32 protein-coding genes are annotated in these 26,085 nt (G+C 65.7%); 26 read left to right on the top strand and 6 right to left on the bottom strand.

Features of this window, described 5'->3' with window-relative positions:
• Positions 1-2 precede the first annotated feature (2 nt).
• Positions 3-872 carry a zonular occludens toxin domain-containing protein gene (locus HNE04_RS15335; RefSeq protein WP_172220679.1) on the top strand — a complete coding sequence of 290 codons (870 nt, stop codon included), beginning with the start codon at positions 3-5 and terminating at the stop codon, positions 870-872.
• A gap of 231 nt (positions 873-1,103) precedes the next feature.
• The gene (locus tag HNE04_RS15330) at positions 1,104-1,796 is read left to right on the top strand and encodes a recombinase family protein (RefSeq protein ID WP_235965071.1); all 693 of its coding nucleotides are present in this window, start codon (positions 1,104-1,106) and stop codon (positions 1,794-1,796) included.
• Between the two features lie 33 nt (positions 1,797-1,829).
• Here HNE04_RS15330 and HNE04_RS15325 read toward each other — a convergent pair whose 3' ends face one another.
• The gene (locus tag HNE04_RS15325; protein ID WP_172220676.1) at positions 1,830-2,084 is read right to left on the bottom strand and encodes a hypothetical protein; all 255 of its coding nucleotides are present in this window, start codon (positions 2,082-2,084) and stop codon (positions 1,830-1,832) included.
• Positions 2,085-2,194: 110 nt separating this feature from the next.
• Between HNE04_RS15325 and HNE04_RS15320 the strand changes: the two genes are divergently transcribed.
• Entirely contained in the window at positions 2,195-3,520 is a 1,326-nt protein-coding gene (locus HNE04_RS15320; protein ID WP_172220673.1) for a hemolysin family protein, read from the top strand.
• 17 nt (positions 3,521-3,537) lie between these two features.
• Positions 3,538-4,284, top strand: coding sequence for a SapC family protein (locus tag HNE04_RS15315; protein ID WP_172220670.1), 747 nt, complete (start codon positions 3,538-3,540; stop codon positions 4,282-4,284).
• Here the strand turns inward: HNE04_RS15315 and HNE04_RS15310 are convergent.
• The 3 genes from HNE04_RS15310 to HNE04_RS15300 all read right to left on the bottom strand — a co-directional run bounded on the left by HNE04_RS15310 (position 4,281) and on the right by HNE04_RS15300 (position 5,902).
• Positions 4,281-4,622, bottom strand: coding sequence for a hypothetical protein (locus tag HNE04_RS15310; protein ID WP_172220667.1), 342 nt, complete (start codon positions 4,620-4,622; stop codon positions 4,281-4,283). The two genes, HNE04_RS15315 and HNE04_RS15310, sit on opposite strands and share 4 nt — an antisense overlap.
• Before the next feature lie 81 nt (positions 4,623-4,703).
• Positions 4,704-5,084: a fluoride efflux transporter CrcB gene (gene crcB / locus HNE04_RS15305; RefSeq protein WP_172220664.1), complete on the bottom strand. Its 381-nt coding sequence runs from the start codon at positions 5,082-5,084 to the stop codon at positions 4,704-4,706.
• The gene (locus HNE04_RS15300; RefSeq protein ID WP_172220661.1) at positions 5,081-5,902 is read right to left on the bottom strand and encodes an IclR family transcriptional regulator; all 822 of its coding nucleotides are present in this window, start codon (positions 5,900-5,902) and stop codon (positions 5,081-5,083) included. Before HNE04_RS15300 ends, crcB begins: the two co-directional genes overlap by 4 nt.
• A gap of 165 nt (positions 5,903-6,067) precedes the next feature.
• Here HNE04_RS15300 and HNE04_RS15295 point away from each other — a divergent pair, with 165 nt between their 5' ends.
• From HNE04_RS15295 to HNE04_RS15265, 7 genes are read left to right on the top strand one after another with little or no spacing between them, the layout of a single operon-like run.
• Entirely contained in the window at positions 6,068-7,165 is a 1,098-nt protein-coding gene (locus tag HNE04_RS15295) for an ABC transporter ATP-binding protein (RefSeq protein ID WP_172220658.1), read from the top strand.
• A complete protein-coding gene (locus HNE04_RS15290; RefSeq protein ID WP_235965045.1) occupies positions 7,162-8,055 on the top strand; it encodes an ABC transporter permease in 894 nt (297 codons plus the stop codon). Before HNE04_RS15295 ends, HNE04_RS15290 begins: the two co-directional genes overlap by 4 nt.
• Positions 8,056-8,058: 3 nt before the next feature.
• Positions 8,059-8,853 (top strand): ABC transporter permease, encoded by a 795-nt coding sequence (locus HNE04_RS15285; RefSeq protein WP_172220655.1) that lies wholly within the window; start codon positions 8,059-8,061, stop codon positions 8,851-8,853.
• A complete protein-coding gene (locus tag HNE04_RS15280; RefSeq protein WP_172220652.1) occupies positions 8,850-9,146 on the top strand; it encodes a (2Fe-2S)-binding protein in 297 nt (98 codons plus the stop codon). Before HNE04_RS15285 ends, HNE04_RS15280 begins: the two co-directional genes overlap by 4 nt.
• The gene (locus HNE04_RS15275) at positions 9,143-10,525 is read left to right on the top strand and encodes an FAD/NAD(P)-dependent oxidoreductase (protein ID WP_172220649.1); all 1,383 of its coding nucleotides are present in this window, start codon (positions 9,143-9,145) and stop codon (positions 10,523-10,525) included. Before HNE04_RS15280 ends, HNE04_RS15275 begins: the two co-directional genes overlap by 4 nt.
• Positions 10,522-11,679: an NAD(P)/FAD-dependent oxidoreductase gene (locus HNE04_RS15270; protein WP_172220646.1), complete on the top strand. Its 1,158-nt coding sequence runs from the start codon at positions 10,522-10,524 to the stop codon at positions 11,677-11,679. The genes HNE04_RS15275 and HNE04_RS15270 overlap by 4 nt, the downstream gene beginning before the upstream one ends.
• Positions 11,680-11,697: 18 nt before the next feature.
• On the top strand, positions 11,698-12,765 hold the full coding sequence (locus HNE04_RS15265) for an ABC transporter substrate-binding protein (protein WP_172220643.1): 1,068 nt from the start codon (positions 11,698-11,700) through the stop codon (positions 12,763-12,765).
• Between the two features lie 9 nt (positions 12,766-12,774).
• Here the strand turns inward: HNE04_RS15265 and HNE04_RS15260 are convergent, their stop codons facing one another.
• Positions 12,775-13,140 (bottom strand): TraR/DksA family transcriptional regulator, encoded by a 366-nt coding sequence (locus tag HNE04_RS15260; protein ID WP_172220640.1) that lies wholly within the window; start codon positions 13,138-13,140, stop codon positions 12,775-12,777.
• Positions 13,141-13,266: 126 nt separating this feature from the next.
• Between HNE04_RS15260 and HNE04_RS15255 the strand changes: the two genes are divergently transcribed.
• Positions 13,267-13,719 (top strand): universal stress protein, encoded by a 453-nt coding sequence (locus HNE04_RS15255; RefSeq protein WP_172220637.1) that lies wholly within the window; start codon positions 13,267-13,269, stop codon positions 13,717-13,719.
• 17 nt (positions 13,720-13,736) lie between these two features.
• On the opposite strand, the gene HNE04_RS15250 is transcribed toward HNE04_RS15255, so the two are convergent.
• Positions 13,737-14,180, bottom strand: a complete 444-nt coding sequence (locus HNE04_RS15250) for a universal stress protein (protein WP_172220635.1) — start codon at positions 14,178-14,180, stop codon at positions 13,737-13,739.
• A 100-nt stretch (positions 14,181-14,280) separates the two neighbouring features.
• Here HNE04_RS15250 and HNE04_RS15245 point away from each other — a divergent pair, with 100 nt between their 5' ends.
• The 14 genes from HNE04_RS15245 (at position 14,281) to HNE04_RS15180 (ending at position 26,059) form a co-directional block, all read left to right on the top strand.
• Positions 14,281-16,542 (top strand): heavy metal translocating P-type ATPase, encoded by a 2,262-nt coding sequence (locus HNE04_RS15245; protein WP_172220632.1) that lies wholly within the window; start codon positions 14,281-14,283, stop codon positions 16,540-16,542.
• 10 nt (positions 16,543-16,552) lie between these two features.
• Positions 16,553-16,690, top strand: coding sequence for a cbb3-type cytochrome oxidase assembly protein CcoS (gene ccoS, locus HNE04_RS15240; RefSeq protein WP_172220629.1), 138 nt, complete (start codon positions 16,553-16,555; stop codon positions 16,688-16,690).
• Between the two features lie 67 nt (positions 16,691-16,757).
• Positions 16,758-18,191 carry a cytochrome-c oxidase, cbb3-type subunit I gene (gene ccoN / locus HNE04_RS15235; RefSeq protein ID WP_172220626.1) on the top strand — a complete coding sequence of 478 codons (1,434 nt, stop codon included), beginning with the start codon at positions 16,758-16,760 and terminating at the stop codon, positions 18,189-18,191.
• Between the two features lie 13 nt (positions 18,192-18,204).
• Complete coding sequence (ccoO, locus tag HNE04_RS15230) at positions 18,205-18,834, top strand: cytochrome-c oxidase, cbb3-type subunit II (protein WP_172220623.1); 630 nt, start codon at positions 18,205-18,207, stop codon at positions 18,832-18,834.
• A 17-nt stretch (positions 18,835-18,851) separates the two neighbouring features.
• Positions 18,852-18,989, top strand: coding sequence for a cbb3-type cytochrome oxidase subunit 3 (locus HNE04_RS15225; protein ID WP_172220620.1), 138 nt, complete (start codon positions 18,852-18,854; stop codon positions 18,987-18,989).
• A gap of 14 nt (positions 18,990-19,003) precedes the next feature.
• The gene (gene ccoP / locus HNE04_RS15220; RefSeq protein WP_172220617.1) at positions 19,004-19,921 is read left to right on the top strand and encodes a cytochrome-c oxidase, cbb3-type subunit III; all 918 of its coding nucleotides are present in this window, start codon (positions 19,004-19,006) and stop codon (positions 19,919-19,921) included.
• A gap of 14 nt (positions 19,922-19,935) precedes the next feature.
• Positions 19,936-21,369: a cytochrome c oxidase accessory protein CcoG gene (gene ccoG, locus HNE04_RS15215; protein ID WP_172220614.1), complete on the top strand. Its 1,434-nt coding sequence runs from the start codon at positions 19,936-19,938 to the stop codon at positions 21,367-21,369.
• Positions 21,370-21,379: 10 nt separating this feature from the next.
• Positions 21,380-21,649, top strand: a complete 270-nt coding sequence (locus tag HNE04_RS15210; RefSeq protein ID WP_172220612.1) for a FixH family protein — start codon at positions 21,380-21,382, stop codon at positions 21,647-21,649.
• Positions 21,650-21,670: 21 nt separating this feature from the next.
• The gene (locus HNE04_RS15205) at positions 21,671-21,910 is read left to right on the top strand and encodes a hypothetical protein (RefSeq protein WP_328700342.1); all 240 of its coding nucleotides are present in this window, start codon (positions 21,671-21,673) and stop codon (positions 21,908-21,910) included.
• 33 nt (positions 21,911-21,943) lie between these two features.
• Positions 21,944-23,410 (top strand): PAS domain-containing sensor histidine kinase, encoded by a 1,467-nt coding sequence (locus HNE04_RS15200; protein WP_172220610.1) that lies wholly within the window; start codon positions 21,944-21,946, stop codon positions 23,408-23,410.
• The gene (locus tag HNE04_RS15195; protein ID WP_172220608.1) at positions 23,407-24,051 is read left to right on the top strand and encodes a response regulator; all 645 of its coding nucleotides are present in this window, start codon (positions 23,407-23,409) and stop codon (positions 24,049-24,051) included. Before HNE04_RS15200 ends, HNE04_RS15195 begins: the two co-directional genes overlap by 4 nt.
• A 112-nt stretch (positions 24,052-24,163) precedes the next feature.
• The gene (locus HNE04_RS15190; RefSeq protein ID WP_172220606.1) at positions 24,164-24,553 is read left to right on the top strand and encodes a response regulator; all 390 of its coding nucleotides are present in this window, start codon (positions 24,164-24,166) and stop codon (positions 24,551-24,553) included.
• A gap of 21 nt (positions 24,554-24,574) precedes the next feature.
• On the top strand, positions 24,575-25,357 hold the full coding sequence (gene fnr / locus HNE04_RS15185) for a fumarate/nitrate reduction transcriptional regulator Fnr (RefSeq protein ID WP_172220604.1): 783 nt from the start codon (positions 24,575-24,577) through the stop codon (positions 25,355-25,357).
• Between the two features lie 54 nt (positions 25,358-25,411).
• Entirely contained in the window at positions 25,412-26,059 is a 648-nt protein-coding gene (locus HNE04_RS15180; RefSeq protein WP_172220602.1) for an alternative oxidase, read from the top strand.
• The last annotated feature ends 26 nt before the right edge of the window (positions 26,060-26,085 follow it).

Here is a 26,085-nt window from a genome sequence, read left to right as displayed (position 1 = left end):
CCATGCCCAGCTACATCGTTACTGGCAAGCTTGGCACAGGGAAGGGCAAGTACGGCGTTCAGGTGATGCGCGATGCTGCGTTCGAAGTCAGGCGGGTGGCGACTAACTTTGACCTGTGGCCTGAAAACTTGATGCCCGCCAACAATCGGCTGTCCATTTCTCGCGTGCCGGATCGTCCGACGCCTGCCGATCTGGATGCGGTAGGCCACGGTAATCCGGACAGCATGGACGAGGAAAAAAACGGCGTCATGGTGCTCGATGAGGCCGGGTCCTGGCTCAACGCGCGGTCGTTTGGCGACAAGGGCCGGTCCGCTCTCATTGACTGGTTCATTCACGCACGCAAGAAGGGCTGGGACTGCTATTTGATCGTTCAGGATTTGGACATGATCGACAAGCAGCTACGTAAGGCGCTGGCCGAGTATTTGGTCAAGTGCGTGCGCCTGGATCGCGTCAAAATCCCGCTGATCGGTCCCTTCCTCGGCAAGTACGGCAAGATGCCGCGGTGCCACATGGCCAACATCAGTTTGCAGGACGTTCCTGGCGTCGTGGTGGATCGCGAGTGGTATCGCGCTGACGATGTGAACAACGCCTATGACACGCGCCAGATTTTCCGCGAGTGGGCTCGCAATCCCGCTGATGAGGGGTTTCGCGACGAGAAGTTTATGGGCTCGTTCAGCTATCTGAGCGCGTGGCATTTGAAGGGCAGGCACAGTGTTCAGGGGTCGCCGCAGGGCTGGGTAGCTCGCTTGCTGGCTCGAGGTGCCAAGCCGCCTCTACGGCCCAAGCTGCCGCTGGTCCAACGGCTTGAGCGCCTGCCACCTGATCGGCGTTGGTACTATGCGCGGCAACTCAACTTGCAGGGGGTGTTATGACCTGGTGGTATCTGATCATTTGGGCAGTTCTCGCCAGCTTGGTTTACCACTGCGCGTCCCGTCTTGCGGTCGACGAATAGGAAAAGGCGCTGCCAGAGGTCCGCGTAGCGGCCCCGCAGTAGCGCCGCCATTGCAACGACAGTACCACCATGCCAGCCGGATCATGATCGTTCGCGCTAGGCCGCTGCAGCGCGTCTGCCGAGCCCGTTTCATAGCCTGCGTGTGACCGACATGCGTTGGCCGATCCGCAGGCAGCGCGTCCTGATAAACGGTATTCTCCCCGCCAATAAGAAGCGGGTGAGGGTGAGGAATATGCAGTACGGCTATGCGCGGGTATCAACCAGCGAACAGGAAAATCATTTGCAGTTGGACGCGCTTAAGGCCGCTGGGGTCGAGCGTGTCTTTTCGGAGAAGCGCAGTTCTGTAGGGGATCGACCGCAGTTGCGGGCCGCTATCGCGGTGCTCAAGCCGGGTGATGTGCTGGTGGTCTACAAGTTGGACAGGGTGGCACGAAGTCTTAAGGACCTGCTGACCATCCTTGAGGCGATCCAGCACATGGGCGCCGGTTTTCGTAGCCTCACGGAACCGATTGACACCTCGTCGGCGGTGGGCACGTTCATAGTGCAAATCCTCGGTGCCGTGGGGCAATTTGAACGGTCGCTGATCCGTGAGCGCGCAATTGCCGGGCAAGTAGCGGCGTATCGTCGGGGCGTGCGCTGGGGAGGTCAGCCGAGGGCGGTATCGGTCGGTGATGCGGCCGAGATTTTCAAGTTGCGCGAAACGGGCCTATTTACGATACCGTTGCTGGCGGATATTTTCGAGTGCAGCGAGTCAACCGTGTGGCGCTCGATCTGGATTGCGTCGAGGCCGGATGCGCCGAAGCTGAGGCGGTTGCCGGTGCTGGGGGCGTATGTTGCTGCGTGACCCGCGTGTGCGTTAGCGCTCAAGGGCGTGGTGTTATCCCGGTGGCAAGGGCAGCAGCCGCGACTCTTCTTCGAATAAGGTTCGGAGGGCTTCAAATAGCTCGTCGGTTACTTTCTTTTTGTGTGCGATCTCCACCTTCAATTTTTGAAACTCCTGCTGGGTAAGACTGCGCCTTATTTTGAAGAGGCGGTCCTCGGCTGTCGCAAGGTCTTTTAGGGCTTGTGTCCATTTTTCGTATGCGATATCGAGTTCAATGTCGAATCCGGTAGGCAGTAGTGTGTTAGCCATGAAAAAAGGGCCCGACGGGCCCATCATTTTTGAGTTTCGATGTTCTGCGGAATTTAGACCATGTCACCAATAAAGTAAAGTCCCATGGTGTGCCATTCTCTCCCTAGTTCATGGAAATCCTGCTGATCGCGCTGCTCACGGTGCTGAACGGGGTTTTTGCCATGTCGGAGATGGCGCTGGCTTCCAGCCGCAAGGCGCGCCTGGTGGCAATGTCCGAATCCGGAGACAACGGCGCCGCTGCGGCGCTGCGCCTCATGGACCAGCCCACGCGCTTCCTGTCCACCGTGCAGGTGGGCATCACCTCCATCGGCGTCTTGAACGGCATCATCGGCGAGGCCGCTTTCAGCAGCGCGCTCGCGGAATGGCTGCAGGGCCTGGGCGCGGGGCCGCGCATGTCCAGCTACGTCGCAACGGGCATCGTGGTCACGTTGATCACCTACGTCACCATCATCTTCGGCGAGCTGGTCCCCAAGCGGATCGGCCAGCTGTACCCCGAAGCCGTGTCGCGCGTGCTGGCGCAGCCCATGAGCTGGCTGGCCCGCGCGGCCGGGCCGTTCGTCAAGCTGCTGTCGGCATCGACGCAGGCGGTCCTCAAGCTGCTGCCGATCGACATGACGCTGGCACGCGGCATGACCGAAGAGGAGATCGCGCACAGCCTGGAGGAGGGCGTGGACGCGGGCGTCATCGAGCAGCACGAGCGGCAGATGGTGCAGAACGTGTTTCACCTGGACGACCGGCCGCTGACGTCGATGATGGTCCCCAGATCGGAAATCGAGTGGCTGGACGCCTCATGCACCATCGCCCAGTGCCTGCGCCAGGTCGGCCGGCGCGGGGCGCATTCCTGGTATGCCGTGTGCCGCGGCTCGCTCGACGACGTGGTGGGCGTGGTCAGTGTCGCGCAGCTGCTGGCGCTGGAGCCCGATGAAAGCGGGACCACCGTGGAATCTCTGGCGGCGCCGGCGCTGTTCGTGCCCGAGACGCTGACGGGCATGGAATTGCTGGAGCAGTTCCGCCAGAGGTCGGGCCGCATGGTGTTCGTGGTCGATGAATACGGCGTGGTGCAGGGCCTCATGACTCCGCACGACCTGCTGGAGGCCATCACCGGCGAATTGCAGCCGGTGGCCCAGCACGATGCCTGGGCGACACAGCGCGAGGACGGATCCTGGCTGCTCGATGGCCTGATGCCGGTGGCCGAACTCAAGGCACGCCTGGACATCCGCGACTTGCCTGACGAGGACCGGGGCCGCTACAACACGCTGGCCGGCCTGCTGATGTCGGTGTCGGGCCGCCTGCCTGCCGCGGGCGAGCGCATCGATTGCGGCGACTGGTTGTTCGAGGTGGTCGATCTCGACGGCAAGCGCATCGACAAGGTGCTGGCGATGGCGCGCGCGCAGGACAGCGCGCGGCCCGAATCACGGCCGGGCGCAGGCCCCTGAATACGAGGAATACAGCGATGTCGGACGCCATGTATTACGAGAGGCCGGTGCTGCTGGACCGCGGCAAGCACCGCAAGCTTCGCGTCAAACCCGGCAGCAGCTTCGCCTTCGCCCGCAAAGCCAATTCGCTGTACCTCGCGGGGGTCGAGTTCAACGAGGCGTGCAAGGAGTACGCCATCGTCTTCACGCGCGGCGCGCAGCAGAAGACCGTCCCGGTGGCCATGCTCGGCCTGCGCAGCCGCGAGAACCTCTTCGTGGATGCCGCCGAACATTGGGCCGCCACCTACGTGCCGGCTTTCGTGCGGAGATACCCGTTCGTGCTGGCGGAACTGCCCGGCGAGAGCCTGGGGGTGTGCATCGACGAGGCCTACGGCGGCCTGGACACCCAGGAAGGCGAGGCCTTGTTCGACGCCAAGGGCGCCGACACGCCGTTCCTGAAAAACGCGGTCGACTTCCTGACTCGCTACCAGCAGGAGTTCGCCCGCACCGAGGGCTTTTGCCGGCGCCTGGAGCAGGCGGGGCTGTTGACCGAGATGAATGCCAAGGCCCAACTGGTGGACGGCCGCAGCTTCGCCGTGAACGGTTTGCTGGTCGTGGACGAGAAAAAGCTGATGGCCTTGCCCGACGCGGTGGCGCTGTCGTTGTTTCGCGCCGGCGAGCTGCACCTGATCTCGATGCACCTGGCCTCGCTGTCCAACATGCAGAAACTGGTGGAGCTGATGGCGCAGCGCAAGAGCCCGCTGCAGCCGGCCCCCAAGCCCTAGTGGCTGTCCGGCCCGTACTTGGAGGTGTCGATCACCTCGACGGCCCCTTCGTCCACCAGCCGTTGCAGCAGCCGGTCGATCTGGCGGGCCGGTAACTTGGAGTGGCTGAGCAGCCAGCTTCGGTTCACCGGCCGGTGGCTCATGACGGACAGGGTGCGCAGCACGCCGGCCGTCTTGATGGCGGCAGGCCAGTCGGGCCAGGTCCGCAGCCGGTAGACCAGGGCGTCGCCCTCGGCCTCCGACGACGGGCCGCGTTCCGACGCCACGAAGCGCAGCTCGGCAAAGGAGGTGGTCCTTTTCCGGGCCCAGCTATAGAGGGTGTCGTAGACGCTTGGCATGTATCCAAGTGTGCGCGGCCCACGAGGAGCCGCCTTAAGGGAAACATCGGCCGCAGCCTAGGTTTTTTGCTTAAGCCGGGGTTAGCCGCGCACCCAGGCCACTGTGGCAATACCCAGTGCCGTGAGTGCGAACGAGCCAAGCAGGTGGGCCAGGGCCGTGGCCAGCGCCCAGGCCGTGTGGCCCTGCTGCAGCTGGGTGACCACTTCGGCCGAGAAGGTGGAAAAGGTCGTCAAACCGCCCAGGAAACCCGTGATCACGAACAGGCGGGCTTGCGGCGACAGCGCCGGCAGGTGGGTGAAGACCGCAATGGCCACGCCAATCAGGTAGCCGCCAAGCAGGTTCGCGGCCAGGGTGCCCAGCGGAAGGGCCGGGAATAGGGGATTGAAGCGGCCGGCAAGGAACCAGCGCAGCAGGGCACCGATCGAGGCGCCGGCGGAGATGGAAAGGACTGAAGCGATCATTGGCCGCCCGCCCGCGCCAGGCTCTGCGAAGGACGGCGCAGGGTGGCGTCGAACGGATTGATCCGCGCGCCGATGGCAGTGGCCTCGCGTTTGAGCAGGTCCACCACCGTCGGCAACCGGTCGGCGCTGAGCCGCGCCGAAATCGTGCCCACGCTGAGGGCGGCCACGGCCCGGCCTTCGCGGTCCAGCACGGGCACGCCGACGCCGGCCATGCCTTCGAGCAGGCCGGTGTTGCGCCCCGCGTAACCGAGTTCGCGCACCTTGTCGATCTCGGTACGCAGGTACACCTCGTCCAGCACGCCGAACTCGCGCACGCGCGGCAGGTTGTAGCGGATCACTTCCTCGCGCTCGGCCTCGGGCAGGAACGCCAGGATGGCCAGGCTGCCCTGGCCGACGCCCAGTGCCACGCGGCCCCCGATGTCGCCGGTGAACGAGCGGATCGGGAAGGGGCCTTCGCTGCGGTCCAGGCAGATCGCGTCGAAGCTGCTGCGCACCAGCAGGAAGATGGTGTCGCCCAGGCTCGCGCACAGCCGCAGCAGCGATGGCCGGCACAGCGCGCGCAAATCCATGGTGTTGCCGGCCAGCGCCGCCAAGGCAAAGAAATCGATGCTCAAGCGGTACAGCTTGGACGAGGCGTCCTGCTCCACGACGCGCTCGGCGACCAGGCTTTGCAACAGCCGATGGGTGGTGGCCTGCGTGAGGCCGGTGGCCTTCGCGATGTGCGTGACGCGGCCACCCTGGGCCTGCGTTGCAGCCAACGCCCGAAGGATGGCGAAGGCCCGCTGCACGCTGCCGGAGGTGCCGTCTTCCTGTTTCATCTCATCTCTCTCAATGGAATGAAGAATATCAATACTGTATCAGTATTCCATTTAACGGAATAAATTAAATAAATATCTCTTTCTACGGAATAACCAGTTGACGGTTTTTCGCGCCGTCCCCTAGCATCAATCCCGCTCTCTTCCCTGTTTGCAAAGGTATTGCCCATGTCGTTCCTGACCCTGGCGAATGTGAACAAGTCCTACGGGGCTACCCATGCGGTCATCGACATGAACCTGTCGGTGGAAAAAGGCGAATTCGTTTCGCTGCTCGGCCCCTCGGGCTGCGGCAAGACCACCACGCTGCAGATGATCGCGGGCTTCGCCGGTGTCAGCGCCGGCCGCATCACGCTCGATGGCCGCGACATCACGCACGCCAAACCGAACTCGCGCGGACTGGGCATCGTGTTCCAGAGCTATGCGCTCTTCCCTCACATGACCGTTCACGACAACGTGAGCTTCGGCCTGGAGATGCGGCGCATCGCCAAGGCCGAGCGCGCCGAGCGCGTCAAGGCGGCGCTGGCCCTGGTGCACCTGGAAGCGCATGCCGCGCGCTACCCGCGCGAACTCTCGGGCGGCCAGCGGCAGCGGGTAGCGCTGGCCCGAGCGCTCGTGATCGAACCGCCGGTCCTGCTGCTGGACGAGCCGCTGTCGAACCTGGACGCCAAGCTGCGCGAAGAGATGCAATTCGAACTGCGGCAGATCCAGCGCAAGGTGGGCACCACCACGGTGATGGTCACGCACGACCAGACCGAGGCCATGTCCATCAGCGACCGGGTGGTGGTGATGGAAGCCGGCCGGGTGACGCAGATCGACCAGCCGCACCGCCTCTACGAGCACCCGCAGACGCGTTTCATTTCCAGCTTCGTCGGCAAGGCCAACCTGCTGGAGGGCCGCGTCACCGCCACCGGCGCCTGGGCGACGGTGGATCTTGGCGCGGTGTCGCTCGAAGTCGATGCGCCCGGCGCGGCGGTGGGCGATGCCGTGGTGCTCAGCCTGCGGCCCGAGAAAATCCGCTTGGTGCCCGCCGGCCAGGGCCGACTGGCGGGTGTCGTGCGCGAGCGGTTCTTCCTGGGTAGCCAGTGGCTTTACCAGGTGGCGACGGCCGCCGGCGAGCTGGTCGTGGTCTGCCCCAACGATGGCGGCGTGGCCGTCGAAGAGGGTGAAAGCACCGGCCTGGACTGGACGGCGCAGCAGGTGCGCCTGTTGCCCGGTGCAACCCATTTGCCGCCGCAGGCGCAGTCCGTGCTGGAGGCGGTGGCATGAGTTCCGTGACCGCTGCGCTGCCGCTGCCCACGCCCACCGTGCCCGGTACGGCCCGGGCGCCGTGGCTGCTGTCGGCGCCCGCCTTCGCGCTGTTTGCCTGCCTGCTGCTGGTGCCCTTGATCCTCACGGTGGTGCTGTCGTTCCAGGTGTTCGACCATGCCACCGGCGTCAAGAACAGCTTCACGCTGGCGCACTACACAGCCGTGCTGACCGACGACTACTACCACCGCATCTTCTGGCGCACCTTCTGGATCTCGGGCCTGACCACGCTGATCTGCGTGGCCATCGGCGCGCCCGAGGCCTATGTGCTCAGCCGCATGCGCAACCCGTGGCGCTCGATCCTGTTGCTGGTGGTGTTGGCGCCGCTGCTGGTGTCGGTGGTGGTGCGCGCTTTCGGCTGGAGCATGCTGCTCGGCCCCGAAGGATTGGTGAACCAGGCCGCGCGGGCGATCGGCCTGGCGCCCATGCGCATCCTCTACACCGAGACGGCGGTCGTCATCGCGCTGGTGCACGTGATGCTTCCCTTCATGGTGATCCCGGTCTGGACCTCGCTGCAAAAGCTCGACCCCGGCGTGGAAGACGCCGCGCTGTCGCTCAAGGCCTCGCACTTCACGACCTTGCGCCGCGTGATCTTTCCGCAGGTGCTGCCCGGCGTTCTTTCCGGCAGCCTCATCGTGTTCGGCCTGAGCGCCAGCGCCTTCGCCATTCCGGGCCTGCTGGGCGGGCGCCGCCTGAAGATGGTGGCGACGGTGGTGTACGACGAGTACCTGCACGAGCTCAACTGGCCGCTGGGCGCGGCCATCGCGCTCACCCTGCTGCTGGCCAACCTGGTGTTGATGCTCAGCTACAACCGCGTGCTCGAGCGCTCTTATAAGAAGTCGATGGGGTAGGTCATGAACAAGAACGGTCCTATCGCGCTCGTCTTCAACGCCCTGGTCATCGCCTTCATGCTGGCTCCCCTTGTCATCGTGTGCGTGGTGGCCTTCACGCCCGCGAACACGCTCACCATCCCCACTACCGAGTTCTCGCTGCGCTGGTTCAGGGCGGTGTTCGCCCATTCCGATTTCGTGCAGTCGTTCAAGAATAGCCTGTCCCTGGCGTTCCTGTCGGCCACGCTGGCCACCGCGATTGCCGTCCCCGCGGGGCTGGCGATCGCGCGCCACAGCTTCCCGGGGCGCCATTTCCTCAATGGCCTGTTCCTCTCGCCGCTGATCATTCCGCACCTGGTGCTGGGCGTGGCGCTGCTGCGCACCTTTTCCCTGATCGGTGCGACCGGCAGCTTCTTCTGGCTGGTGCTGGCCCACGTGGTCATCATCACGCCGTACGTGCTGCGGCTGGTGCTGGCGGCGGTGGAGGGCACCGACCGCAGCGCGGAGCAGGCGGCCCTGTCGCTGGGCGCCAGCCAGGCCACGGTGTTCCGGCGCGTCACGCTGCCGATGATCCTGCCCGGCGTGACCGGGGGCTGGCTGCTGGCCTTCATCAACAGCTTCGACGAGGTGACGATGTCGATCTTCGTCACGGCGCCATCCACGGTGACGCTGCCGGTGCGCATGTACATGTATGCCACCGAATCGATCGATCCGCTGATGGCCGCCGTTTCGGCGCTCATGGTGGCGCTGACGGCCGTGGCCATGCTGGTGCTCGATCGCATCTACGGGCTCGACAAGATCCTGGTGGGGCATCGATGAGCACCGCGCTTTTGAAACGCCTGGCCGAGACCGGCCGCAGGCCCGTCTGCTTCGTGCTCGACGGCCAGCCGCTCACCGCATTGGCGGGCGACACGGTACTGACGGCGGTGCTGACGCATTCGGCGCAGCTGCGCCGCAGCGAGTTCAGCGGCGAGCCGCGTGCGGGTTTTTGCATGATGGGCGCCTGCCAGGACTGCTGGATCGCCACCGAATCGGGCCAGCGCTTTAGAGCCTGCGCCACCTTCGTCGAAGAAGGCATGCGCCTGGTCAGCGGCGTGGAGGCCGGTAAATGACCGCGGCACTGCAACCCGTCATCGTCGGCGCCGGCCCCGCCGGCGTACGGGCGGCGCAGGCACTGGTCGCGCATGGCGTGCGGCCGGTGGTGATCGACGAAGCGCCGCGCTGGGGCGGGCAGATCTATCGCCAGCCACCGGCCGGCTTCGAGCGGCCCAAGCGCGCGCTGTACGGCTTCGAGGCCGGGCGCGCCGACGCCGTGCACAGCGCCATGGCGGAGATCCTGGAGCAAGTGGACTGGCGGCCCGACACCCTGGTCTGGAGCGCCGAAGGCGGCCGGCTCGACCTGCTCAGCCGCGGCCGGATGGGCACGCTGCCCTATGGCCAGCTGATCGTGGCCACGGGCGCGACCGATCGCGTGCTGCCGTTTCCGGGCTGGACCTTGCCCGGCATCTACACATTGGGCGCGGCGCAGGTAGCACTGAAGTACCAGGGCTGCGCCATCGGTTCCCGGGTGATATTTGCGGGCACCGGGCCCTTGCTCTACCTGGTGGCCTACCAATATGCGAAGGCCGGCGCAAAGGTGGTCGCCGTGCTGGACACCGCGAGCTTCAAGGACAAGGCCGCTGCCGTGCCGGCCATGCTGCGGCAACCGGCGCTGTTCGCCAAGGGCCTGTTTTACCTGGGGTGGCTTCGGGCCCATGGTGTGCCGGTGCATCAGGGCGTGCGGCTGGTCCGTGCCAGCGGCGACACACAGGTTTCCGGCATGCGCTGGCGCGATGGAAACGATGAGCACGAACTGGCCTGCGACGCCGTCGGTTTCGGCTACGCGTTGCGCTCCGAGACCCAGCTGGCCGACCTGCTGGGCTGCCGCTTCAGCTACAACGCCTTGCAGCGGGCGGCGCTGCCCGAACGCGACGGGGCAGGGCGTTCCAGTGTGCCGGGCGTCTACCTGGCGGGCGACGGTGCCGGCATCATGGGCGCCGACGCCGCCGAATGGGCGGGTGAGCGCGCGGCGCTGGCGCTGCTGGCCGACGCGGGGATTGCAGTGGATGCTGCGCGCGTCGCCACGCTTGAAGCCCGCTTGGCGCGCACGGCAGCCTTCCGGCACGGCCTGGAACGCGCCTTTCCCTTTCCGGCGGATTGGGCCGCGGGTGCGCCCGACGATCTGGTGATCTGCCGCTGCGAGGAGATCACGGCGGGCGAACTGCGGGCCTGCGCCCGCGACACCGGCGCGCGCGAGATGAACCGGCTCAAAGCCTTGACCCGCGTGGGCATGGGACGCTGCCAGGGCCGCACCTGCGGCGTGGCGGCGGCCGAGATCCTGGCTCATGCGTGCGCCACTGCGCCCCAGACGGTGGGACGACTGCGCGGCCAGGCGCCGATCAAGCCGCTGCCGTTCGCGGCGGTGGCCCGGGCCGCTGGAGAGGCCTCATGAAAGAACGCATTTCCACCGAAGTGGCCATCATCGGTGGCGGCATCGTGGGCGCCTCGGCCGCGCTGTTCCTGCGGCGCATGGGCATCCCGGTGGTGATCATCGAACGCGACCTCTGCGGCTCGCGCTCCAGCGGCGTCAACTACGGCGGCGTGCGCCGCCAGGGCCGGCCGCTGGCGCAGTTGCCGCTGTCGCAACGCGCGCACGGCATCTGGGCGCAGCTGAAGGAGCTCACCGGCATCGACGGCGAATACCTGCAATCCGGGCATTTGAAGATCGCGCGCAGCGATGCGGACTTGGCTTCGCTGGAGAGCTACCGTGAGCGCACCCGGGGCTTCGGCATGGACCTGCAGATCCTGTCGGCCCGTGCCGTCCATGAGCGCTGTCCCTGGCTGGGAAGTGCTGCGGTCGGTGGGTCGCTCTGCCCGCAGGACGGGCAGGCCAACCCGCGCCTGGTGTCCCCGGCCTTCGCGCTGGCCGCGCGGCGGCTGGGCGCGGACGTGCGGGAGCAGACGTGCATCGACGAAGCCGTGCACGACGGCGAGAGTTTCCTCCTGCGATCCGGCAGCGAACTGGAAGTGAGTTCCCGCTACCTGCTGAATTGCGCGGGCGCCTGGGCGGGAACCATCGCGGCGCAGTTCGGCGACACCGTGCCGATGGTGTCCGGCCATCCCGAGATGGCGGTGACCGAACCCCTGCCGCATTTCATGGACTTGAGCCTGGGCGTGGAAGGCGGCGGCGTGTACGCCCGCCAGGTGGCGCGCGGCAATTGCGTGATCGGCGGCGGCCAGGGCTATGCGCTGGACGACCTGCGCGCCCGCGTACAGCGAAGCGGTTTGGCGAAGCTGATGCAGCAGACCGTCGATTTGCTGCCGGCCCTTCGCAACGCCCACATCATCCGGACCTGGAGCGGCACCGAAGGCTATCTGCCGGACCGCCAGCCCGTCATCGGCCACAGCGCCACCACGCCACGCCTGATCCATGCCTTCGGATTCGCCGGCGGCGGTTTCCAGCTCGGGCCCGCCGTGGGCGCGGTGCTGGCCGAACTGGTGCAGGGTGGCGAGTCCACCACGCCGATCGAAGCCTTTTCCATTTCCCGTTTCACTTCAAGCCCGCGCGCGGCAAGCGCCGGACTTGTTCCTTCAGCCCTTGCCTGAACCCTCCAGGAGATTGCCATGAACCTGCCTTCACGCTTCCTTTCCACTCGTCGCACTGCCCTGTGCCTGGCCGCCGCTGCCGCCTGCTTCTCCACCGGCGCGGCCTTGGCGCAAACCAAGACGCTGTACATCGGCATGAACGGCGGCACGATGGAGAAGACCTATACCGAGAACGTGTTCGGCGCTTTCGAGAAGGCCAACAACGTCAAGGTGGTGGTGGTGCCCGGGACCTCGTCGGACATCCTGGCCAAGGCCCAGGCCAACAAGGACAACCCGCAGATGCACGTGATGTTCCTGGACGACGGCATCATGTATCGCGCCATCGGCATGGGCCTGTGCGAGAAGATGCAGCCCAGCCAGGCCTTGAACGACCTGTACCCCACCGCGCGCTTCAAAGGCGACATGGCCGCCGGCGTCAACGTCGGCATGACCGGCATCGCCTACAACAAGAAGATGTTCGCAGAGAAGGGCTGGCCGGCGCCCACTTCGTGGATGGACATGGCCAATCCCAAGTTCAAGGGCAAGGTGGTGTTCCAGTCGCTGTCGTCGTCGACCTTCGGCCTGCATGGTTTCCTGCTGTTCAACCGCATCCAGGGCGGCACCGACAAGAACGTGGAGCCCGGCTTCAAGGCCTGGGCCACGACCATCGGCCCGAACGTGGTGGAGTACATCCCCAGCTCGGCCAAGATCGCCGAGATGGTGCAGACCGGCGAGGCCGCGATGTTCCCGCTGACGCCGACTGCCGTCGGCGTGCTGAAGGAGAAGGGCCTGCCGGTGGAGTACGTGCAGCCCAAGGAAGGCTCGGCCGTCCTCACGGTGGGCGAGTGCGTGATCGCGAAGAACAGCGAGCCCGCGCTGGCGCACAAGCTGGCCCAGTACCTGCTGTCGCCGGAAGCCCAGGCCGCGGCGCTGGAGCACGGCAACCAGATCCCGTCCAATTCCAGGACCAAGGCCACCGGCGCGTCGGCGGCGCTGGTGGCTCAGATGAACCAGTACATGAAGACCGCGACCACGGTCGACTGGGACACGATCAACGAGAACCGGCCGGCGTGGAATGCGCGGTGGAACAAGACAGTGGAGCGTTGAGCGCCCGTATCACGAGTACGGCTGGTGCTCGCGCATGTACTGGCAGGACACGCAGTGGGACGCAGCGGGCATGGCTGAGAGGCGGCGCAGGTCGATGGGCGCGCCGCAATCCTGGCACATCCCGTAGTTGAGCTCCTGCAGCCGGCGGCGGGCCGCCAGGACCTGCTCGAGCTCGTGCGCGGCGTGTTCGGCCTGGACCTCATCAACGACGACTTGCGACTCCCGGGTCGCCACGTCCTTGAAGTCGCTGATGTCGTCCCGAGCGGCGCCGACCGCCTGCTCTTCGCGTGCACGCAGCAGCGCGCAAAGCTCCCGTTCGCGCCGTGCCAGGAGTTGGTCGTATTCGGCCACCAGGCCGCTGTGGTATCTCTTCATGGAAACCCCTTGGTGATAAGCGAATTGTTGGTCGCGCGAGGGCGGGGGCCATTGATAAAAGTCAAGCACGGTTCCAGCCGCGGGTGCACCATGGAGCCTGTAGAAGCAGCACATCGAGGTATCCCCATGTTCAGCAATATCCTGCTTGCCACTGACGGTTCCCCGGCTTCCACGCGCGCGGCGCAGCTGGCGGTGGAACTGGCGCGCACATGCGGCGCAAGACTGACGGCGCTGTACGTCATCGACCCCTACCCGTACCTGGGTATTGGTGAGAGCAACCCGCTCGGGTTCCAGGCCTACATGTCGTCCGCGTACGAGCATGCGGCCCAGGCTCACGCCAAGGTGGCGGCCTTGTGCAACAAGGAAGGCAAAGCAATCGAGCTTCGCTGGCGGCGTGCCGAAGACGTGCACGCGTCCGATGGCATCCTTCAGGCGGCCCGGGAGGAGGGTGCCGATCTGATCGTCGTGGGTTCGCACGGGCGCACGGGGATCAGGCGGATGCTGCTGGGCAGCATCGCCGCCAAGGTCGTGTCCCAGTCACCCGTTCCGGTCCTGGTCGCGCGGGAAGCACACACGTAACGCGCTACTTCACGGGATCAGCGCAGAACCAGGACGGGCAAGTTGCTGTGGGTGAGGACCTGCTGGGTCTCACTGCCCAGCAGGATCCGCTTGATGCCTTTGCGGCCGTGTGAAGCCATGACGACCAGGTCGCACTTGTGCTTCCTGGCGACAGCCATGATGGACTCGGCTACGAGATCCGAGTGGGCGACCACCCCCTTGGCTTTGACGCCGTCGGACAACGCGGCCTCGCGCACCCGATCGACAACCGCCTGACCCTGATCGTGCCAATGTTTTTCGGTCCGGGCGATGTCGTCGCTGGAAATCGTGAGGGCGCCGTCGAAGTAACTCACGGGGTAGCGAGGCACGACATGGAGCGCGACAAGTTCCGCACCGGTCGCGGCCGCCAGGCCGATGCTGTCGCGGACGGCTTTCTTGGAGAGGGTCGAGCCGTCGGTGGCGACCAGGATTCGTCTGTACATAAGGGTCTCCTGTGCAATTGGTGCAGGTTAGGGCGGCTTGCGGCTGGCGTAGTTGATCCAGGTCAACCGCGCAGCGCAACGCCGTCGTTAGCCTTGCAACATGCAAAGCGCCACACTTGTCCTTGCCGCCGAGCCCGTGCGCTGGGCCGCGCTGGATGAGCCCGCCGAGTGGCAGGGCTTCAGTCGCAAGTTGGCCGGCAGCGAGGGCTGGTGGGAGTCCTATCTCGCCATCGAGGGCATGTACTGCCCGGGGTGTTCGCTCACAGTGGAAGAGGCCCTGCTGGGCAGCCCGGGCGTGCGCAGCGTGCAAGTCAACGGCGCGACGGCGACCGCGCGGGTGGTCTGGTCGCCCAGTCCCGGCAAGCCGTCGGAGTGGTTCAAGGCCCTGCAACGCGCAGGCTACGGCGCGTTGCCGGCAGCCGATCTGCTTTCGGCCGTGCCGCGCTTGCGGGCGCAAAGGCTGCTCCTGTGGCGCTGGCTGGTCGCGGGTTTTTGCATGATGCAGGTGATGATGTACGCCACCCCGGCCTATGTGGCGCAGCCCGGGGAAATCACCCCGGACATCCAGGCCCTGCTGCGTTGGGCGTCGTGGATTCTCACCTTGCCCGTGCTGCTGTTCTCCTGCCGGCCGTTCTTCGAGTCGGCCTGGCGTGACCTGCGCCATGGGCGCATGGGAATGGACGTGCCGGTGGCACTGGGGCTGGCCATCGCTTTCGGCGCAAGCACTGCGGCCACGTTCGATCCCAGTGGGCCGATGGGCGGCGATGTCTGGTACGACTCGATCAGCATGTTCGTCTTCTTTCTGTTGTCCGGGCGGCTGTTGGAGCAGCGGCTTCGCCACAAGACGGCCGGGTCGCTGGAAGCCCTGGCTCGCCGCATGCCCGAGACGGTCGAGCGGCAGTCGGCCGATGGCGGGTTCGGACGCGTGCCGGTGCGCCAACTCGCCATCGGCGATCGGATCCGCGTGCTGCCCGGTGAAGTGTTCCCCGCCGACGGGACGGTCGTGGCCGGCGAAACGCGCGTCGACGAAGCCCTGCTCACGGGCGAGTCGCACGCCTTGTCGCGTGGCGAGGGTCAGCCGGTGGTGGCGGGCAGCCACAACCTGACGGGCATGGTCGTGGTTCATGTCGAGCGTACCGGCGAGCAGACCCGTTTCGCCGGCATCGTCGCCATGATGGAGCGCGCTTCGGTCGAGAAGCCGCAGCTGGCCCAACTCGCCGATCGCATCGCCGGCCCGTTCCTGCTGGGCGTGCTCATCGCCAGCGCGGCGGCCGCCGCCTGGTGGTGGCCGGCCGGGCCCGCACAAGCGCTGAGCGTGGCCGTGGCTGTGCTGATCGTCACCTGTCCGTGCGCCTTGTCGCTGGCTACGCCAGCCGCCACGCTGGCTGCCGCCGGTGGGTTGGCACGGCGGGGCGTCCTGGTGCGCCGGCTCCAGGCGCTGGAGACATGCGCCGGCATCGACACGGTGGTGTTCGACAAGACCGGAACGCTGACGGAGCAGCGAGTTTCGGTCGTGCGCAGCCATTGCCGACCCGGCACCGGTACGGCCGAGGCATTGGGGCTGGCGGCCGCGCTCGCTAGTCATTCCCTGCATCCCGCGTCACGCGCGATCGTAGCGGCCGCTGGCGCTGCTGGCTGGAACGCGTCTGAGGTCCAAGAGACCTCGGGCGGCGGTGTCTCGGGGAGAGTGTCGCGCGACAGCGGGTGGCAGCCGCGCAACTTGAAGCTGGGATCGGCTGCTTTCTGCGGTGATTCGTCAATGAAGGGAAGCGCCACCAGCCAGGTTCATTTGGCCGACGAGGACGGATGGCTGGCGAGTTTCGAGCTGGAGGAGGCGCTGCGTCCAGGCGCCGTGCCTGCGGTGGGCGCACTGCGACGGTTGAAGTTGCGGCTGCAGTTGCTGTCCGGCGACCAGACCCGCGCAGTCCGCCGCATCGCCCGGCTCGCCGGCATCAACGCGAGTTGGGGCAATCAATCGCCCGCGGACAAGCTGGAACACGTGCGCCAGCTGCAGCAAGGCGGCCATCGCATCGCCATGGTCGGTGACGGCATCAACGACGGCCCGGTGCTGGCTCGTGCGGACGTGTCGGTCGCCATGGGCCACGCCGTGCCCTTGGCCCAGGCCCAGGCCGATTTCGTCGTGCTGGGCGGACAGCTCACGGCAGTGGCGTCGTTGCTGCTGCATGCGCGCCGCACCCGCATGATCGTGCGCCAGAACCTGGCCTGGGCCGCCGGTTACAACGCCGTTTGCGTGCCCCTGGCTGTCATGGGTTGGATGCCGCCCTGGCTGGCCGGCCTCGGCATGGCGGCGAGCTCCCTCCTCGTCGTGGTGAATTCGGCACGGCTGGCCCGCGTGTCTTGAGGTCGCTGACATGGACATCCTGTTCCTCCTGATACCGCTGTCGGTGGCGCTGGCCCTGCTGATCCTGGGCGGCCTGGCTTGGGCGGTGTGGCGCGGGCAGTTCGAGGCGCTGGACGCCGAAGGCGAGCGCATTCTGCACTCCGATTGATTTTCGTCAAGCCGGCCGGGCCGGGGCGCGGCGAGACTGGGAGCGTCACGAAAAGAAGGTGCTCTCCATGAACGACAAACCCGGCTCCGCCATCCTGTACAACGACAGCGTCGTGCGCCAGTTCTCGCTGATGGCGGTGGTGTGGGGCGTGGTCGGCATGCTGGTCGGCGTGTTCATCGCCGCCCAGCTGGCCTGGCCCGAACTGAACTTCGGCATACCGTGGCTGAGCTACGGGCGGCTGCGCCCCCTGCATACCAACGCGGTGATTTTCGCCTTCGGCGGCTGCGCGCTGATCGGAAGCAGCTACTACGTGGTGCAGCGCACCTGCAGCGTCCCATTGTTCGGGGCCAAGCTGGCCAGTTTCACCTTCTGGGGCTGGCAGGCCGTCATTGTCGCCGCCGCCATCAGCCTGCCCCTGGGCTACACCTCGGGCAAGGAATACGCCGAGCTGGAATGGCCCATCGACATCCTGATCACTCTGGTGTGGGTGTCCTACGCCATCGTGTTCTTCGGCACCATCGGCATCCGCAAGGTGCGCCACATCTACGTGGCCAACTGGTTCTACGGCTCGTTCATCCTGGCCGTGGCCATCCTGCACCTGATCAACAGCGCCGCGGTTCCAGCCGGCTGGATGAAGTCGTACTCCGCTTACGCCGGTGTGCAGGACGCGATGATCCAGTGGTGGTATGGCCATAACGCGGTGGGCTTCTTCCTCACGGCGGGCTTCCTGGGAATGATGTACTACTTCATCCCCAAGCAGGCCGAGCGGCCGGTGTACAGCTACCGCCTGTCGATCGTGCACTTCTGGGCGCTGATCTTCACCTACATGTGGGCCGGCCCCCACCATCTGCACTACACGGCGCTGCCGGACTGGACGCAGTCGGTGGGCATGGTGTTCTCGCTGATCCTCCTGGCCCCCAGCTGGGGCGGGATGATCAATGGCGTGATGACGCTGTCGGGCGCCTGGCACAAGCTGCGCGACGACCCGATCCTGCGCTTCCTGATCGTGGCGCTGTCGTTCTACGGCATGGCCACCTTCGAAGGCCCGCTGATGTCGATCAAGACCGTCAACGCGCTCTCCCACTACACCGACTGGACCGTCGGCCATGTCCACGCGGGCGCCCTGGGCTGGGTCGGGCTGATCACCATGGGAACGCTCTACTACATGATCCCGCGCCTGTTCGGCCAGAAGAAGATGCACTCGGTGCCCGCGATCGAGCTGCACTTCTGGATGTGCACCGTCGGCATCGTCCTGTACATCGCGGCCATGTGGATCGCCGGCGTGATGCAGGGCCTGATGTGGCGCGGCGTCAACGGCGACGGCACGCTGACCTACACCTTCGTCGAATCGGTCAAGGCTACCTATCCCTTCTACGTGGTCCGGCTGCTGGGCGGGTTGCTGTACCTGGGCGGCATGCTGGTCATGGCCTGGAATACCTGGATGACCGTGGTGGGCGGCCACGCGGCCCGCGTCGCCGTGCCGATGCCGCAAGCGGCCTGATGGAGAAAGAAACATGAGCGAGAACACCAACAAGGCCACCGGCTTCTCTCACGAGAAAGTGGAGACCAACAATTTCCTGATGATCGTGCTGATCCTGCTGGTGGTCGCCATAGGCGGCGCCGTGGAGATCGTGCCGCTGTTCTTCCAGAAATCGACAACCCAGCCGGTGACCGGCGTCAAGCCCTACACCGCGCTGCAGCTGGCCGGGCGCGACATTTACCTGCGCGAGGGTTGCTACAACTGCCACTCCCAGATGATCCGGCCGTTCCGCGCGGAAACCCTGCGCTACGGCCACTACTCGGTGGCGGGCGAGTTCGTCTACGACCATCCGTTCCAGTGGGGCAGCAAGCGAACCGGTCCCGACCTCCATCGGGTGGGAGGCAAGTACAGCGACGAGTGGCACCGTATCCACCTGAACAACCCGCGGGACCTGGTGCCCGAGTCCAACATGCCCGCTTACCCCTGGCTGGAGAAGAACAAGGTGGACGCCGCCGGCATGGCCCCGCGCATGAAGGCCTTGCGGATGGTGGGCGTTCCCTACACCGACGCCGAGATCGCCCAGGCCGCCGCCGAGGTGAAAGGCAAGACCGAGATGGAGGCCATGGTCGCCTACCTCCAGGGCCTGGGCCTGGCCCTCAAGTAAGACAAGGAGCCTCTCAAATGGACGTCACGACCCTGCGCATCGCGGCCACGCTGGCCTCGTTCATCACCTTCCTGGCCATCGCCTGGTGGGCCTATTCACGCGGCAACCGCTCCCGCTTCGACGAAGCGGCAGGCATTCCCTTCCAACAAGACTGATCGTGAGCGCCGCCATGAGCGATTTCAATTCGGATTACTGGTCGATCTATGTGGCGGGCGTGACGTTCGTCAGCATCCTGGCCTGTCTGCTGCTTCTGTGGATCACCGCGCGCAAGAAGGTGGTTTCCGACGGCGACAACACCACGGGCCATGTCTGGGACGAGGATCTGCGGGAAATGAACAATCCCATGCCGCGCTGGTGGATGTGGCTGTTCGTGCTGACCATCGTGTTCGGCATGCTGTACCTGGTGGCCTATCCCGGCCTGGGCTCCTATGAGGGCGAGCTGCGCTGGACGCAACGGGGCGAGTACGACGCCGAGGTGGAGAAGGCCAAGCAGGAGCTTGCGCCCTTGTATTCCCAGTTCGCGGCGCGCAAGGCGGAAGAACTGGCCGGCGATCCCCACGCCATGGCCATCGGTGAGCGCTTGTTCATGAACAACTGCGCCCAATGCCACGGCTCGGACGCGCGCGGCAGCAAGGGCTTTCCGAACCTGACCGACAAGGACTGGCTGTTCGGGGGCACGCCCGAGAAGATCATCGAGACCATTACCGGCGGGCGCCATGGGCAGATGCCCCCGATGGCCGCGGCCGTGGGGACCAGCGATGACGTCAAGAACGTCGCCAACTATGTGCTGAGCCTCTCCAACAGCCCGCACGACTCGCTGCGCGGCCAGCTCGGCAGAAGCAAGTTCACGGCCTGCGCCGCCTGCCATGGGATCGACGGCAAGGGCAACGCGGCCCTGGGCGCACCCAACCTCACCGACGACATCTGGCTGCACGGCTGGGGCGAACCGGCCATCGTCGCGATCATCAACGGCGGCAAGACCAGCGACATGCCGGGGCAGGCCGGCAAGCTCACCGAGGCGCAGATCCAGCTGCTGGGCGCCTATGTCTGGGGCCTGTCCAACAATGCCGTTGCGGCCAAGCCCTGAACGGAAGCTTCGCTTTGCAGTCTTCCGCCACCACGCGCAAGGTCATCCCCATCGTTCCCGTGCCATCCCAGGGCGAGGGTGAGTCGCTCTACGAAGCGCAGAGGAAGATCTATCCGCGCTCGGTATCGGGCTTCTTCTCGCGGTGGCGCTGGTGCTTCGTCGCGTTGACCCAGCTGGTGTTCTATGGGATACCCTGGCTGGAGTGGGGCCAGCGCCAGGCGGTGTTGTTCGACCTGGGGGCGCGCCGCTTCTACATCTTCGGCCTGGTGCTGTACCCGCAGGATTTCATCTATCTCACCGGCCTGCTGGTGATCAGTGCGCTCGCGCTGTTCCTGTTCACCGCGGTGGCAGGGCGACTGTGGTGCGGCTTCGCTTGCCCGCAGACCGTGTACACCGAGATATTCCTGTGGATCGAGCGCAAGGTGGAGGGTGATCGCGGCGCGCGCATGCGCCTGGACGGCGCGCCGATGTCGTTGGAGAAGCTGGTGAAGAAGTGGTTCAAGCACTTCCTCTGGATCGGCCTGGGATTGTGGACGGGTTTCACCTTCGTGGGCTATTTCTCGCCGATCCGGGAGCTCGGCATGGAATTCCTGCAGGCCCGCATGAGTTCCTGGGAAGTGTTCTGGGTGTTCTTCTACGGTTTCGCCACTTACGGCAATGCCGGTTTCCTGCGCGAGCAGGTCTGCAAGTACATGTGCCCTTATGCACGCTTCCAGAGCGCCATGTTCGATGCCGACACGCTGATCGTCAGCTACGACGCGGAGCGGGGCGAACCGCGCGGCGCCCGTTCGCGCAAGGCGGAGCTTTCCGCGCTGGCGCTGGGTTCGTGCGTCGATTGCACCTTGTGCGTGCAGGTGTGTCCGACCGGCATCGACATCCGCCAGGGCCTGCAATACGAATGCATAGGCTGCGCCGCTTGCGTGGACGTGTGCGACACGGTGATGGACAAGATGAACTATCCGCGCGGGCTGATCCGCTTCACCACCCAGAACGCCCTGGCTGGGCAGTGGGACGCGGGCCGGATGTGGCGCCGAGTACTGCGCCCGCGCGTGCTCATTTACACCTGCGTGCTGCTGGCCTTGTGCGTCGGCGTCCTGGCCAGCCTGGTCGCCCGCACGCCATTGAAGGTCGACGTGGTGCGCGACCGGGCGGCTCTTTCGCGGATCGTCGCAGGCGGCAAGCTGGAGAACGTCTACCGGCTTCAGATCATGAATGCGACGGAGCAGCCCCAGCGTTACCGCATCTCGGCTCGTGGACTGGCAGGCCTCGCCATTGCATCGGAAGCCGAAGTCGAGGTGGGACCCGCCGAGTCCCGCTGGGTGCCGGTGCGGCTGCAGATCGCCTACGGCTCGGCCGACCCGGGCTCGCATCCCATCGAGTTCCGAATCGGCGACGCCGCGGGCGACGCCCACGTAGGCGAGAAGTCGGTGTTCATTGTTCCCCGTTAGGAGAGGCCTCATGAAGAACGTCAGCGCAGACCGGCCGGATGCCCCCTGGTGGAAGTTTCCCCTGGTCTGGATGGTGATTGCCGGGCCGGCCGTGGTGGTCGTTGCCGGGATCGCGACCGTGTGGATCGCCGTGGGCACGCCCGACCCGGTGGTGGCCGAAGACTACTATCGCCGCGGCATGGAGATCAACAAGACGCTTGCGGCGCAACACGGCAAGGCATTGCTGCCGGCCTTGCAGGGACGCAACCATGCGGCGACACCGCTGCCAGGCAGCCCGTGAAAGAGCCAAGGAGACAACGCCATGCCCACTGTCAACCGACTCATGGGGATTGCCTGGCCTGCATTCCTGGCGGCGTGCGCGCTGCAGGCGGTGGTATTCGCTGTGGTGGATCCCATGGAACTGCATTGGTTCGGCCATCCATTGCCCTGGTCGCGACAGGCGATTTACGCAGCAGCGTTTTTTCTCTTTTGGGGCTGCAGTGCGCTGGCAAGCCTGATGACGGCCATCCTCGTCATGGCGCCGGAGAAGATGAACCGCTAGCAGCGGGAGGCAATTGTGCTGTAAATTGCGCTCATGCCCGAGCGCAACATGGCTTCAACCCCTTCGATCTCCGACAACTCAGCCGCACGGCTGGCGGGACTGTTGGATTCGGCCATGGACGCCATCATCACCGCCGACCAGCATCAGAACATCGTCATGTACAACCGCGCCGCCGAACGCATCTTCGGCTGGCCGGCAGCCGAGGTGATGGGCAAGCCCCTGACACGGTTGATTCCCCCGCGCTTCCGCGAACGTCACGCCGAGCACGTGGCCCGCTTCGGGGCCACGGGCGTCACTTCGCGACGCATGAGTGGCAGCACCGTGGTGTATGGCTTGCGCGCCAGCGGTGAAGAGTTCCCGGTCGATGCTTCCATTTCCCAGCTGGACACGCCCGAGGGCAAGCTGTTCACCGTCATCCTGCGCGATGTGACCGAGCGGGTGCAGGCGGAGCGGGAGCAGATGCGCCTGGCAGCCCGCCTGGCCGGCCTGCTGGACTCGGCGATGGATGGCATCATCACCATCGATGAAGGCCAGCGGATCGTGCTCTACAACCGCGCTGCCGAAAAGATCTTCGGGTGGCCCGCGGCCCAGGTGGTCGGTCAACGCCTGGCGATGCTGCTGCCGGCGAGGTACCAGGCCAGTCACGAGGCCCATGTGGGGCAGTTTGCCGCCACCGGCGTCACGTCCCGCCGCATGGGGGACGGCACGGTGATCTACGGCAAGCGGGCGACCGGCGAGGAATTTCCCCTGGATGCCTCGATCTCGCAGCTGCAGACCCCTGAAGGCAAGCTGCTCACGGTCATCCTGCGCGACGTGTCCGACCGCGTGCGCGCGCAGGAGGAACTTGCCGCGTTCGCCGCCGAAGCCAGCGCCATCCGCGAGCAGGAGAAGACCCGCGTCGCCCGCGAGTTGCACGACGAACTGGCGCAATCGCTGACGGCGCTGAAGATGGACACGATCTGGGTGCGAGACAACGTGGCAGGGGATCCGCATGGCGCTGCCGCCAAGCTGGGAGAGATGCTCGCCATGCTCGATGGCAGCGTGGCAGCCACCCGCCGTATCGCCGCCGACCTGCGGCCCCTGTTGCTCGACGACCTGGGCCTGGTGCCCGCGATCGAATGGTTGGCCCAGAACTTCACGCAACGCACCGGCGTGCCCTGCCGGATCGAGATGGATGAGGGGCTGGAGTTGCCCGAGCCGTATGCCACCGCCGTTTTCCGGATGGTGCAGGAATCGCTGGCCAATGTCGCCAAGCACGCCCGGGCCCGGCAGGTGACGGTGGGGGTTGCCGTGAACCCTGGGGAAGCGAGGCTCTGGGTGCAGGATGACGGCGTAGGCTTCGAACCAGCCGCGCCCCGCAAGCAGAATTCGTTGGGACTGGTGGGCCTGCGCGAACGGGCGCACCTCCTCAAGGGCAGCGTCAGCATCGATAGCCAGCCGGGGCGCGGCACCCGCGTGCAGGCTCACATTCCGCTGTACCGGACAGAGGGCGCGAAGTGATCCGTATCGCCATTGCCGATGACCACGCCATCGTGCGTGAGGGCCTCAAGCGCATCGTGGCCGCCGACGTCGGCCTGCAGATCGTGGACGAAGCCGGCGACGGCACCGAAGTGATGCGGCTGGTGCGCGAGCGCGACTTCGACGTGCTGGTGCTCGACTTGTCCATGCCCGGCCGCAGCGGCATGGAGCTGATCAAGCTGGTCAAGGCCGAAAAACCCAAGTTGCGCATCCTGGTGCTGAGCATGCACCAGGAGCTGCAGTACGCGGTGCGGGCCATCAAATCGGGCGCCAGCGGCTATCTGACCAAGGAGAGCGCCCCGGCCCTGCTGGTTCAGGCCATCCACAAGATCGCCGGCGGCGGGGCCTTCATCACCGCCGAGGTGGCGGAGCAACTCGCGTTGGGCGCCATGCCGGGCGCGGCCGCCGCGGCGCACGAGTCCCTGTCGGCGCGCGAATTCGAAGTCTTCCGCTTGCTGGCGGCGGGCGTTTCGGTGACCGACATCGCCACGCGCCTGAACCTGTCCGTCAAGACGGTCAGCACCCATAAGGCGAACTTGATGCAGAAGATGGGTCTGGGCAACGCCAGCGAGCTGATCCGCTACGCGATCAAGCACGGCCTGGCCGACCAGCTGGATCCCTAGGAATATTCCTAGCGTACCTAGGCGCAGTCCCGGTCCTGTTTGGGACTTGACCGAGGCTCGGTTTCAGCCGCCGCCGATGTTGCGAAGGCGGGCCGCCCGGCACAGTAGCGGCATGCCTTCCCGCAACAATCCCCTCAAGGTTTTCCTGGCAGATGACTCGGAACTGATCCGCACCCGAGTTGCCGCGATGCTTGGAGCGCCGGCCATGACGATCGTCGGCCAGGCAAAGACACCGCAAGACTCCATCGACGGCATCCTGGCCACGCAACCCGATGTGGTGGTGCTCGACGTTCAGCTGGAAGGCGGCTCGGGATTGCAGGTGCTGCGAGCAGTTCGCCTTTCCGACCCCGAGATCGCATTCGTCGTATTCAGCAACAACTCGGCGCCCGCCTACCGCGAGCGCTACCTGCGCGAGGGCGCCGTCCGCTTCCTCGACAAGAGCACCGAGTTCGACCAGCTGGCCCACGCCGTCGCCACGGCGCGGCAACCGGTCTCGCTTTGATTTCAGCCGCCAAGGATCCTCATGAACACCGCCCTCGAAGCACCCGTCCGTTCCTCCCGTCCCGTTTTCGTGGCCCAGCGCGCGCACGTTGCGCCGGCGCCCCTGAAAACCCAGTGCTCCACCTGCCACCTGCGCGAGCTGTGCCTGCCATGCGGGCTGGGCGGGACGGAGATGCAGCAGCTGGACAGCTTGATGTTTGCCCGACGCAAGGTCAAGACCGGTGACACCCTGTACCGCGAAGGTGACAAGTTCCAGTTCATCTACGCGGTGCGCAGCGGTACCTTCAAGTCCAGCCTGATGCTGGCCGACGGTCGCGAGCAGGTGAGCGGCTTTCATATGGCCGGCGAGTTGATGGGCCTGGACGGCCTGGCGCAGGGCACGCATGCCAGCAGCGCCACCGCACTGGAAGACACCGAGATCTGCGCCATCCCTTACGCGCATTTGAACGAACTGTCGGCCGGCAACAGCAATATGCAGCATGTGGTCAGCCGCCTGATGAGCCGCGAGATCGTGCGCGAGCACAGCCTGATGATGCTGCTGGGAAGCATGAACGCAGAAGAGCGGCTTGCCGCCTTTCTCCTGAACCTGTCGCAGCGGCTGAAGGCCCGCGGCTGGTCGGCCAGCGAATTCCACCTGCGCATGTCGCGCGCCGAGATCGGGAGCTACCTTGGCATGAAGCTGGAGACGGTGAGCCGCACCTTCTCGGCCTTTGTGCAGCAGCGCCTGCTGGAGGTGGACAAACGCCACATCCGCATCGTCGATCTGGACGGCCTGACCCGCGCATTTGAAATGCGAGTTCAGTGAAGCCAGTTGTCCGGCGGCATCCCCATTCCCGTATCCCTAACCCAAGTACCAGCCATGACTTTCCAAAACAATCCTCACCACATCCCCCGCAACTTCGGTGACCGCTTCGCTTACGGCTTCGTTCGATTCCTGCGATTCTTCGCCGACCTGTTCTTCGCCAAACGCTACGGCCACCGGGCGATCGTCCTGGAAACCGTGGCCGCCGTCCCGGGAATGGTGGGCGCGACACTGACTCACTTGCGCTGTCTGCGCCGCATCGAGGATGACCGAGGCTGGATCCGCACGCTGATGGACGAGGCGGAGAACGAGCGCATGCACCTGATGACCTTCATCGAGATCGCCCAGCCCAACTGGTTCGAGCGCCTGCTTGTCATCCTGGTGCAGGGATTCTTCTACAACGCCTATTTCCTTCTGTACCTGCTGGCCCCTGCCGTGGCGCACCGTGTGGTCGGCTACTTCGAGGAAGAGGCCTACCAAAGCTACACGAACTACCTGGCGCTGATCGATGCCGGCGAACACGCCAACGTGTCCGCGCCGGAGATCGCCAAGAAGTACTGGAACCTGCCGGACGGCGCCACCTTGCGCGACGTCGTGCTGGCGGTGCGCGAAGACGAGGCTGGGCACCGCGACGTGAATCACGGCTACGCCAACGAGCTGGGCGGGCAAGCGAGCGCTGTCAGACCGGCCTCCGCCGAGGTCTGAGCATTTTTCTTTCAACATTTGGCACC

Origin of the sequence: Caenimonas soli, assembly GCF_013155545.1 — a bacterium.
Classification (GTDB): domain Bacteria; phylum Pseudomonadota; class Gammaproteobacteria; order Burkholderiales; family Burkholderiaceae_C; genus Ramlibacter; species Ramlibacter soli.
The sequence above is the reverse complement of the archived record's forward strand: the minus strand, read 5'-3'. Positions and strand labels throughout refer to the sequence as shown.

What these genes read in the sequence shown, in the direction of transcription:
- HNE04_RS15295 (WP_172220658.1), top strand. Translation starts at nt 6,068, where the DNA reads ATGTCGTTCCTGACCCTGGCGAATGTGAACAAGTCCTACGGGGCTACC.
- HNE04_RS15205 (WP_328700342.1), top strand. Translation starts at nt 21,671, where the DNA reads ATGCCCACTGTCAACCGACTCATGGGGATTGCCTGGCCTGCATTCCTG.
- HNE04_RS15320 (WP_172220673.1), top strand. Translation starts at nt 2,195, where the DNA reads ATGGAAATCCTGCTGATCGCGCTGCTCACGGTGCTGAACGGGGTTTTT.
- HNE04_RS15315 (WP_172220670.1), top strand. Translation starts at nt 3,538, where the DNA reads ATGTCGGACGCCATGTATTACGAGAGGCCGGTGCTGCTGGACCGCGGC.
- HNE04_RS15250 (WP_172220635.1), bottom strand. Translation starts at nt 14,180, where the DNA reads ATGTACAGACGAATCCTGGTCGCCACCGACGGCTCGACCCTCTCCAAG.
- HNE04_RS15280 (WP_172220652.1), top strand. Translation starts at nt 8,850, where the DNA reads ATGAGCACCGCGCTTTTGAAACGCCTGGCCGAGACCGGCCGCAGGCCC.
- HNE04_RS15330 (WP_235965071.1), top strand. Translation starts at nt 1,104, where the DNA reads ATGCGTTGGCCGATCCGCAGGCAGCGCGTCCTGATAAACGGTATTCTC.
- HNE04_RS15335 (WP_172220679.1), top strand. Translation starts at nt 3, where the DNA reads ATGCCCAGCTACATCGTTACTGGCAAGCTTGGCACAGGGAAGGGCAAG.
- HNE04_RS15270 (WP_172220646.1), top strand. Translation starts at nt 10,522, where the DNA reads ATGAAAGAACGCATTTCCACCGAAGTGGCCATCATCGGTGGCGGCATC.
- HNE04_RS15190 (WP_172220606.1), top strand. Translation starts at nt 24,164, where the DNA reads ATGCCTTCCCGCAACAATCCCCTCAAGGTTTTCCTGGCAGATGACTCG.
- HNE04_RS15200 (WP_172220610.1), top strand. Translation starts at nt 21,944, where the DNA reads ATGCCCGAGCGCAACATGGCTTCAACCCCTTCGATCTCCGACAACTCA.
- HNE04_RS15265 (WP_172220643.1), top strand. Translation starts at nt 11,698, where the DNA reads ATGAACCTGCCTTCACGCTTCCTTTCCACTCGTCGCACTGCCCTGTGC.
- ccoO (WP_172220623.1), top strand. Translation starts at nt 18,205, where the DNA reads ATGAGCGAGAACACCAACAAGGCCACCGGCTTCTCTCACGAGAAAGTG.
- HNE04_RS15210 (WP_172220612.1), top strand. Translation starts at nt 21,380, where the DNA reads ATGAAGAACGTCAGCGCAGACCGGCCGGATGCCCCCTGGTGGAAGTTT.
- ccoN (WP_172220626.1), top strand. Translation starts at nt 16,758, where the DNA reads ATGAACGACAAACCCGGCTCCGCCATCCTGTACAACGACAGCGTCGTG.
- HNE04_RS15275 (WP_172220649.1), top strand. Translation starts at nt 9,143, where the DNA reads ATGACCGCGGCACTGCAACCCGTCATCGTCGGCGCCGGCCCCGCCGGC.
- crcB (WP_172220664.1), bottom strand. Translation starts at nt 5,084, where the DNA reads ATGATCGCTTCAGTCCTTTCCATCTCCGCCGGCGCCTCGATCGGTGCC.
- fnr (WP_172220604.1), top strand. Translation starts at nt 24,575, where the DNA reads ATGAACACCGCCCTCGAAGCACCCGTCCGTTCCTCCCGTCCCGTTTTC.
- HNE04_RS15285 (WP_172220655.1), top strand. Translation starts at nt 8,059, where the DNA reads ATGAACAAGAACGGTCCTATCGCGCTCGTCTTCAACGCCCTGGTCATC.
- HNE04_RS15225 (WP_172220620.1), top strand. Translation starts at nt 18,852, where the DNA reads ATGGACGTCACGACCCTGCGCATCGCGGCCACGCTGGCCTCGTTCATC.
- HNE04_RS15300 (WP_172220661.1), bottom strand. Translation starts at nt 5,902, where the DNA reads ATGAAACAGGAAGACGGCACCTCCGGCAGCGTGCAGCGGGCCTTCGCC.
- HNE04_RS15325 (WP_172220676.1), bottom strand. Translation starts at nt 2,084, where the DNA reads ATGGCTAACACACTACTGCCTACCGGATTCGACATTGAACTCGATATC.
- HNE04_RS15290 (WP_235965045.1), top strand. Translation starts at nt 7,162, where the DNA reads ATGAGTTCCGTGACCGCTGCGCTGCCGCTGCCCACGCCCACCGTGCCC.
- ccoP (WP_172220617.1), top strand. Translation starts at nt 19,004, where the DNA reads ATGAGCGATTTCAATTCGGATTACTGGTCGATCTATGTGGCGGGCGTG.
- ccoS (WP_172220629.1), top strand. Translation starts at nt 16,553, where the DNA reads ATGGACATCCTGTTCCTCCTGATACCGCTGTCGGTGGCGCTGGCCCTG.
- HNE04_RS15245 (WP_172220632.1), top strand. Translation starts at nt 14,281, where the DNA reads ATGCAAAGCGCCACACTTGTCCTTGCCGCCGAGCCCGTGCGCTGGGCC.
- HNE04_RS15180 (WP_172220602.1), top strand. Translation starts at nt 25,412, where the DNA reads ATGACTTTCCAAAACAATCCTCACCACATCCCCCGCAACTTCGGTGAC.
- HNE04_RS15260 (WP_172220640.1), bottom strand. Translation starts at nt 13,140, where the DNA reads ATGAAGAGATACCACAGCGGCCTGGTGGCCGAATACGACCAACTCCTG.
- HNE04_RS15310 (WP_172220667.1), bottom strand. Translation starts at nt 4,622, where the DNA reads ATGCCAAGCGTCTACGACACCCTCTATAGCTGGGCCCGGAAAAGGACC.
- HNE04_RS15255 (WP_172220637.1), top strand. Translation starts at nt 13,267, where the DNA reads ATGTTCAGCAATATCCTGCTTGCCACTGACGGTTCCCCGGCTTCCACG.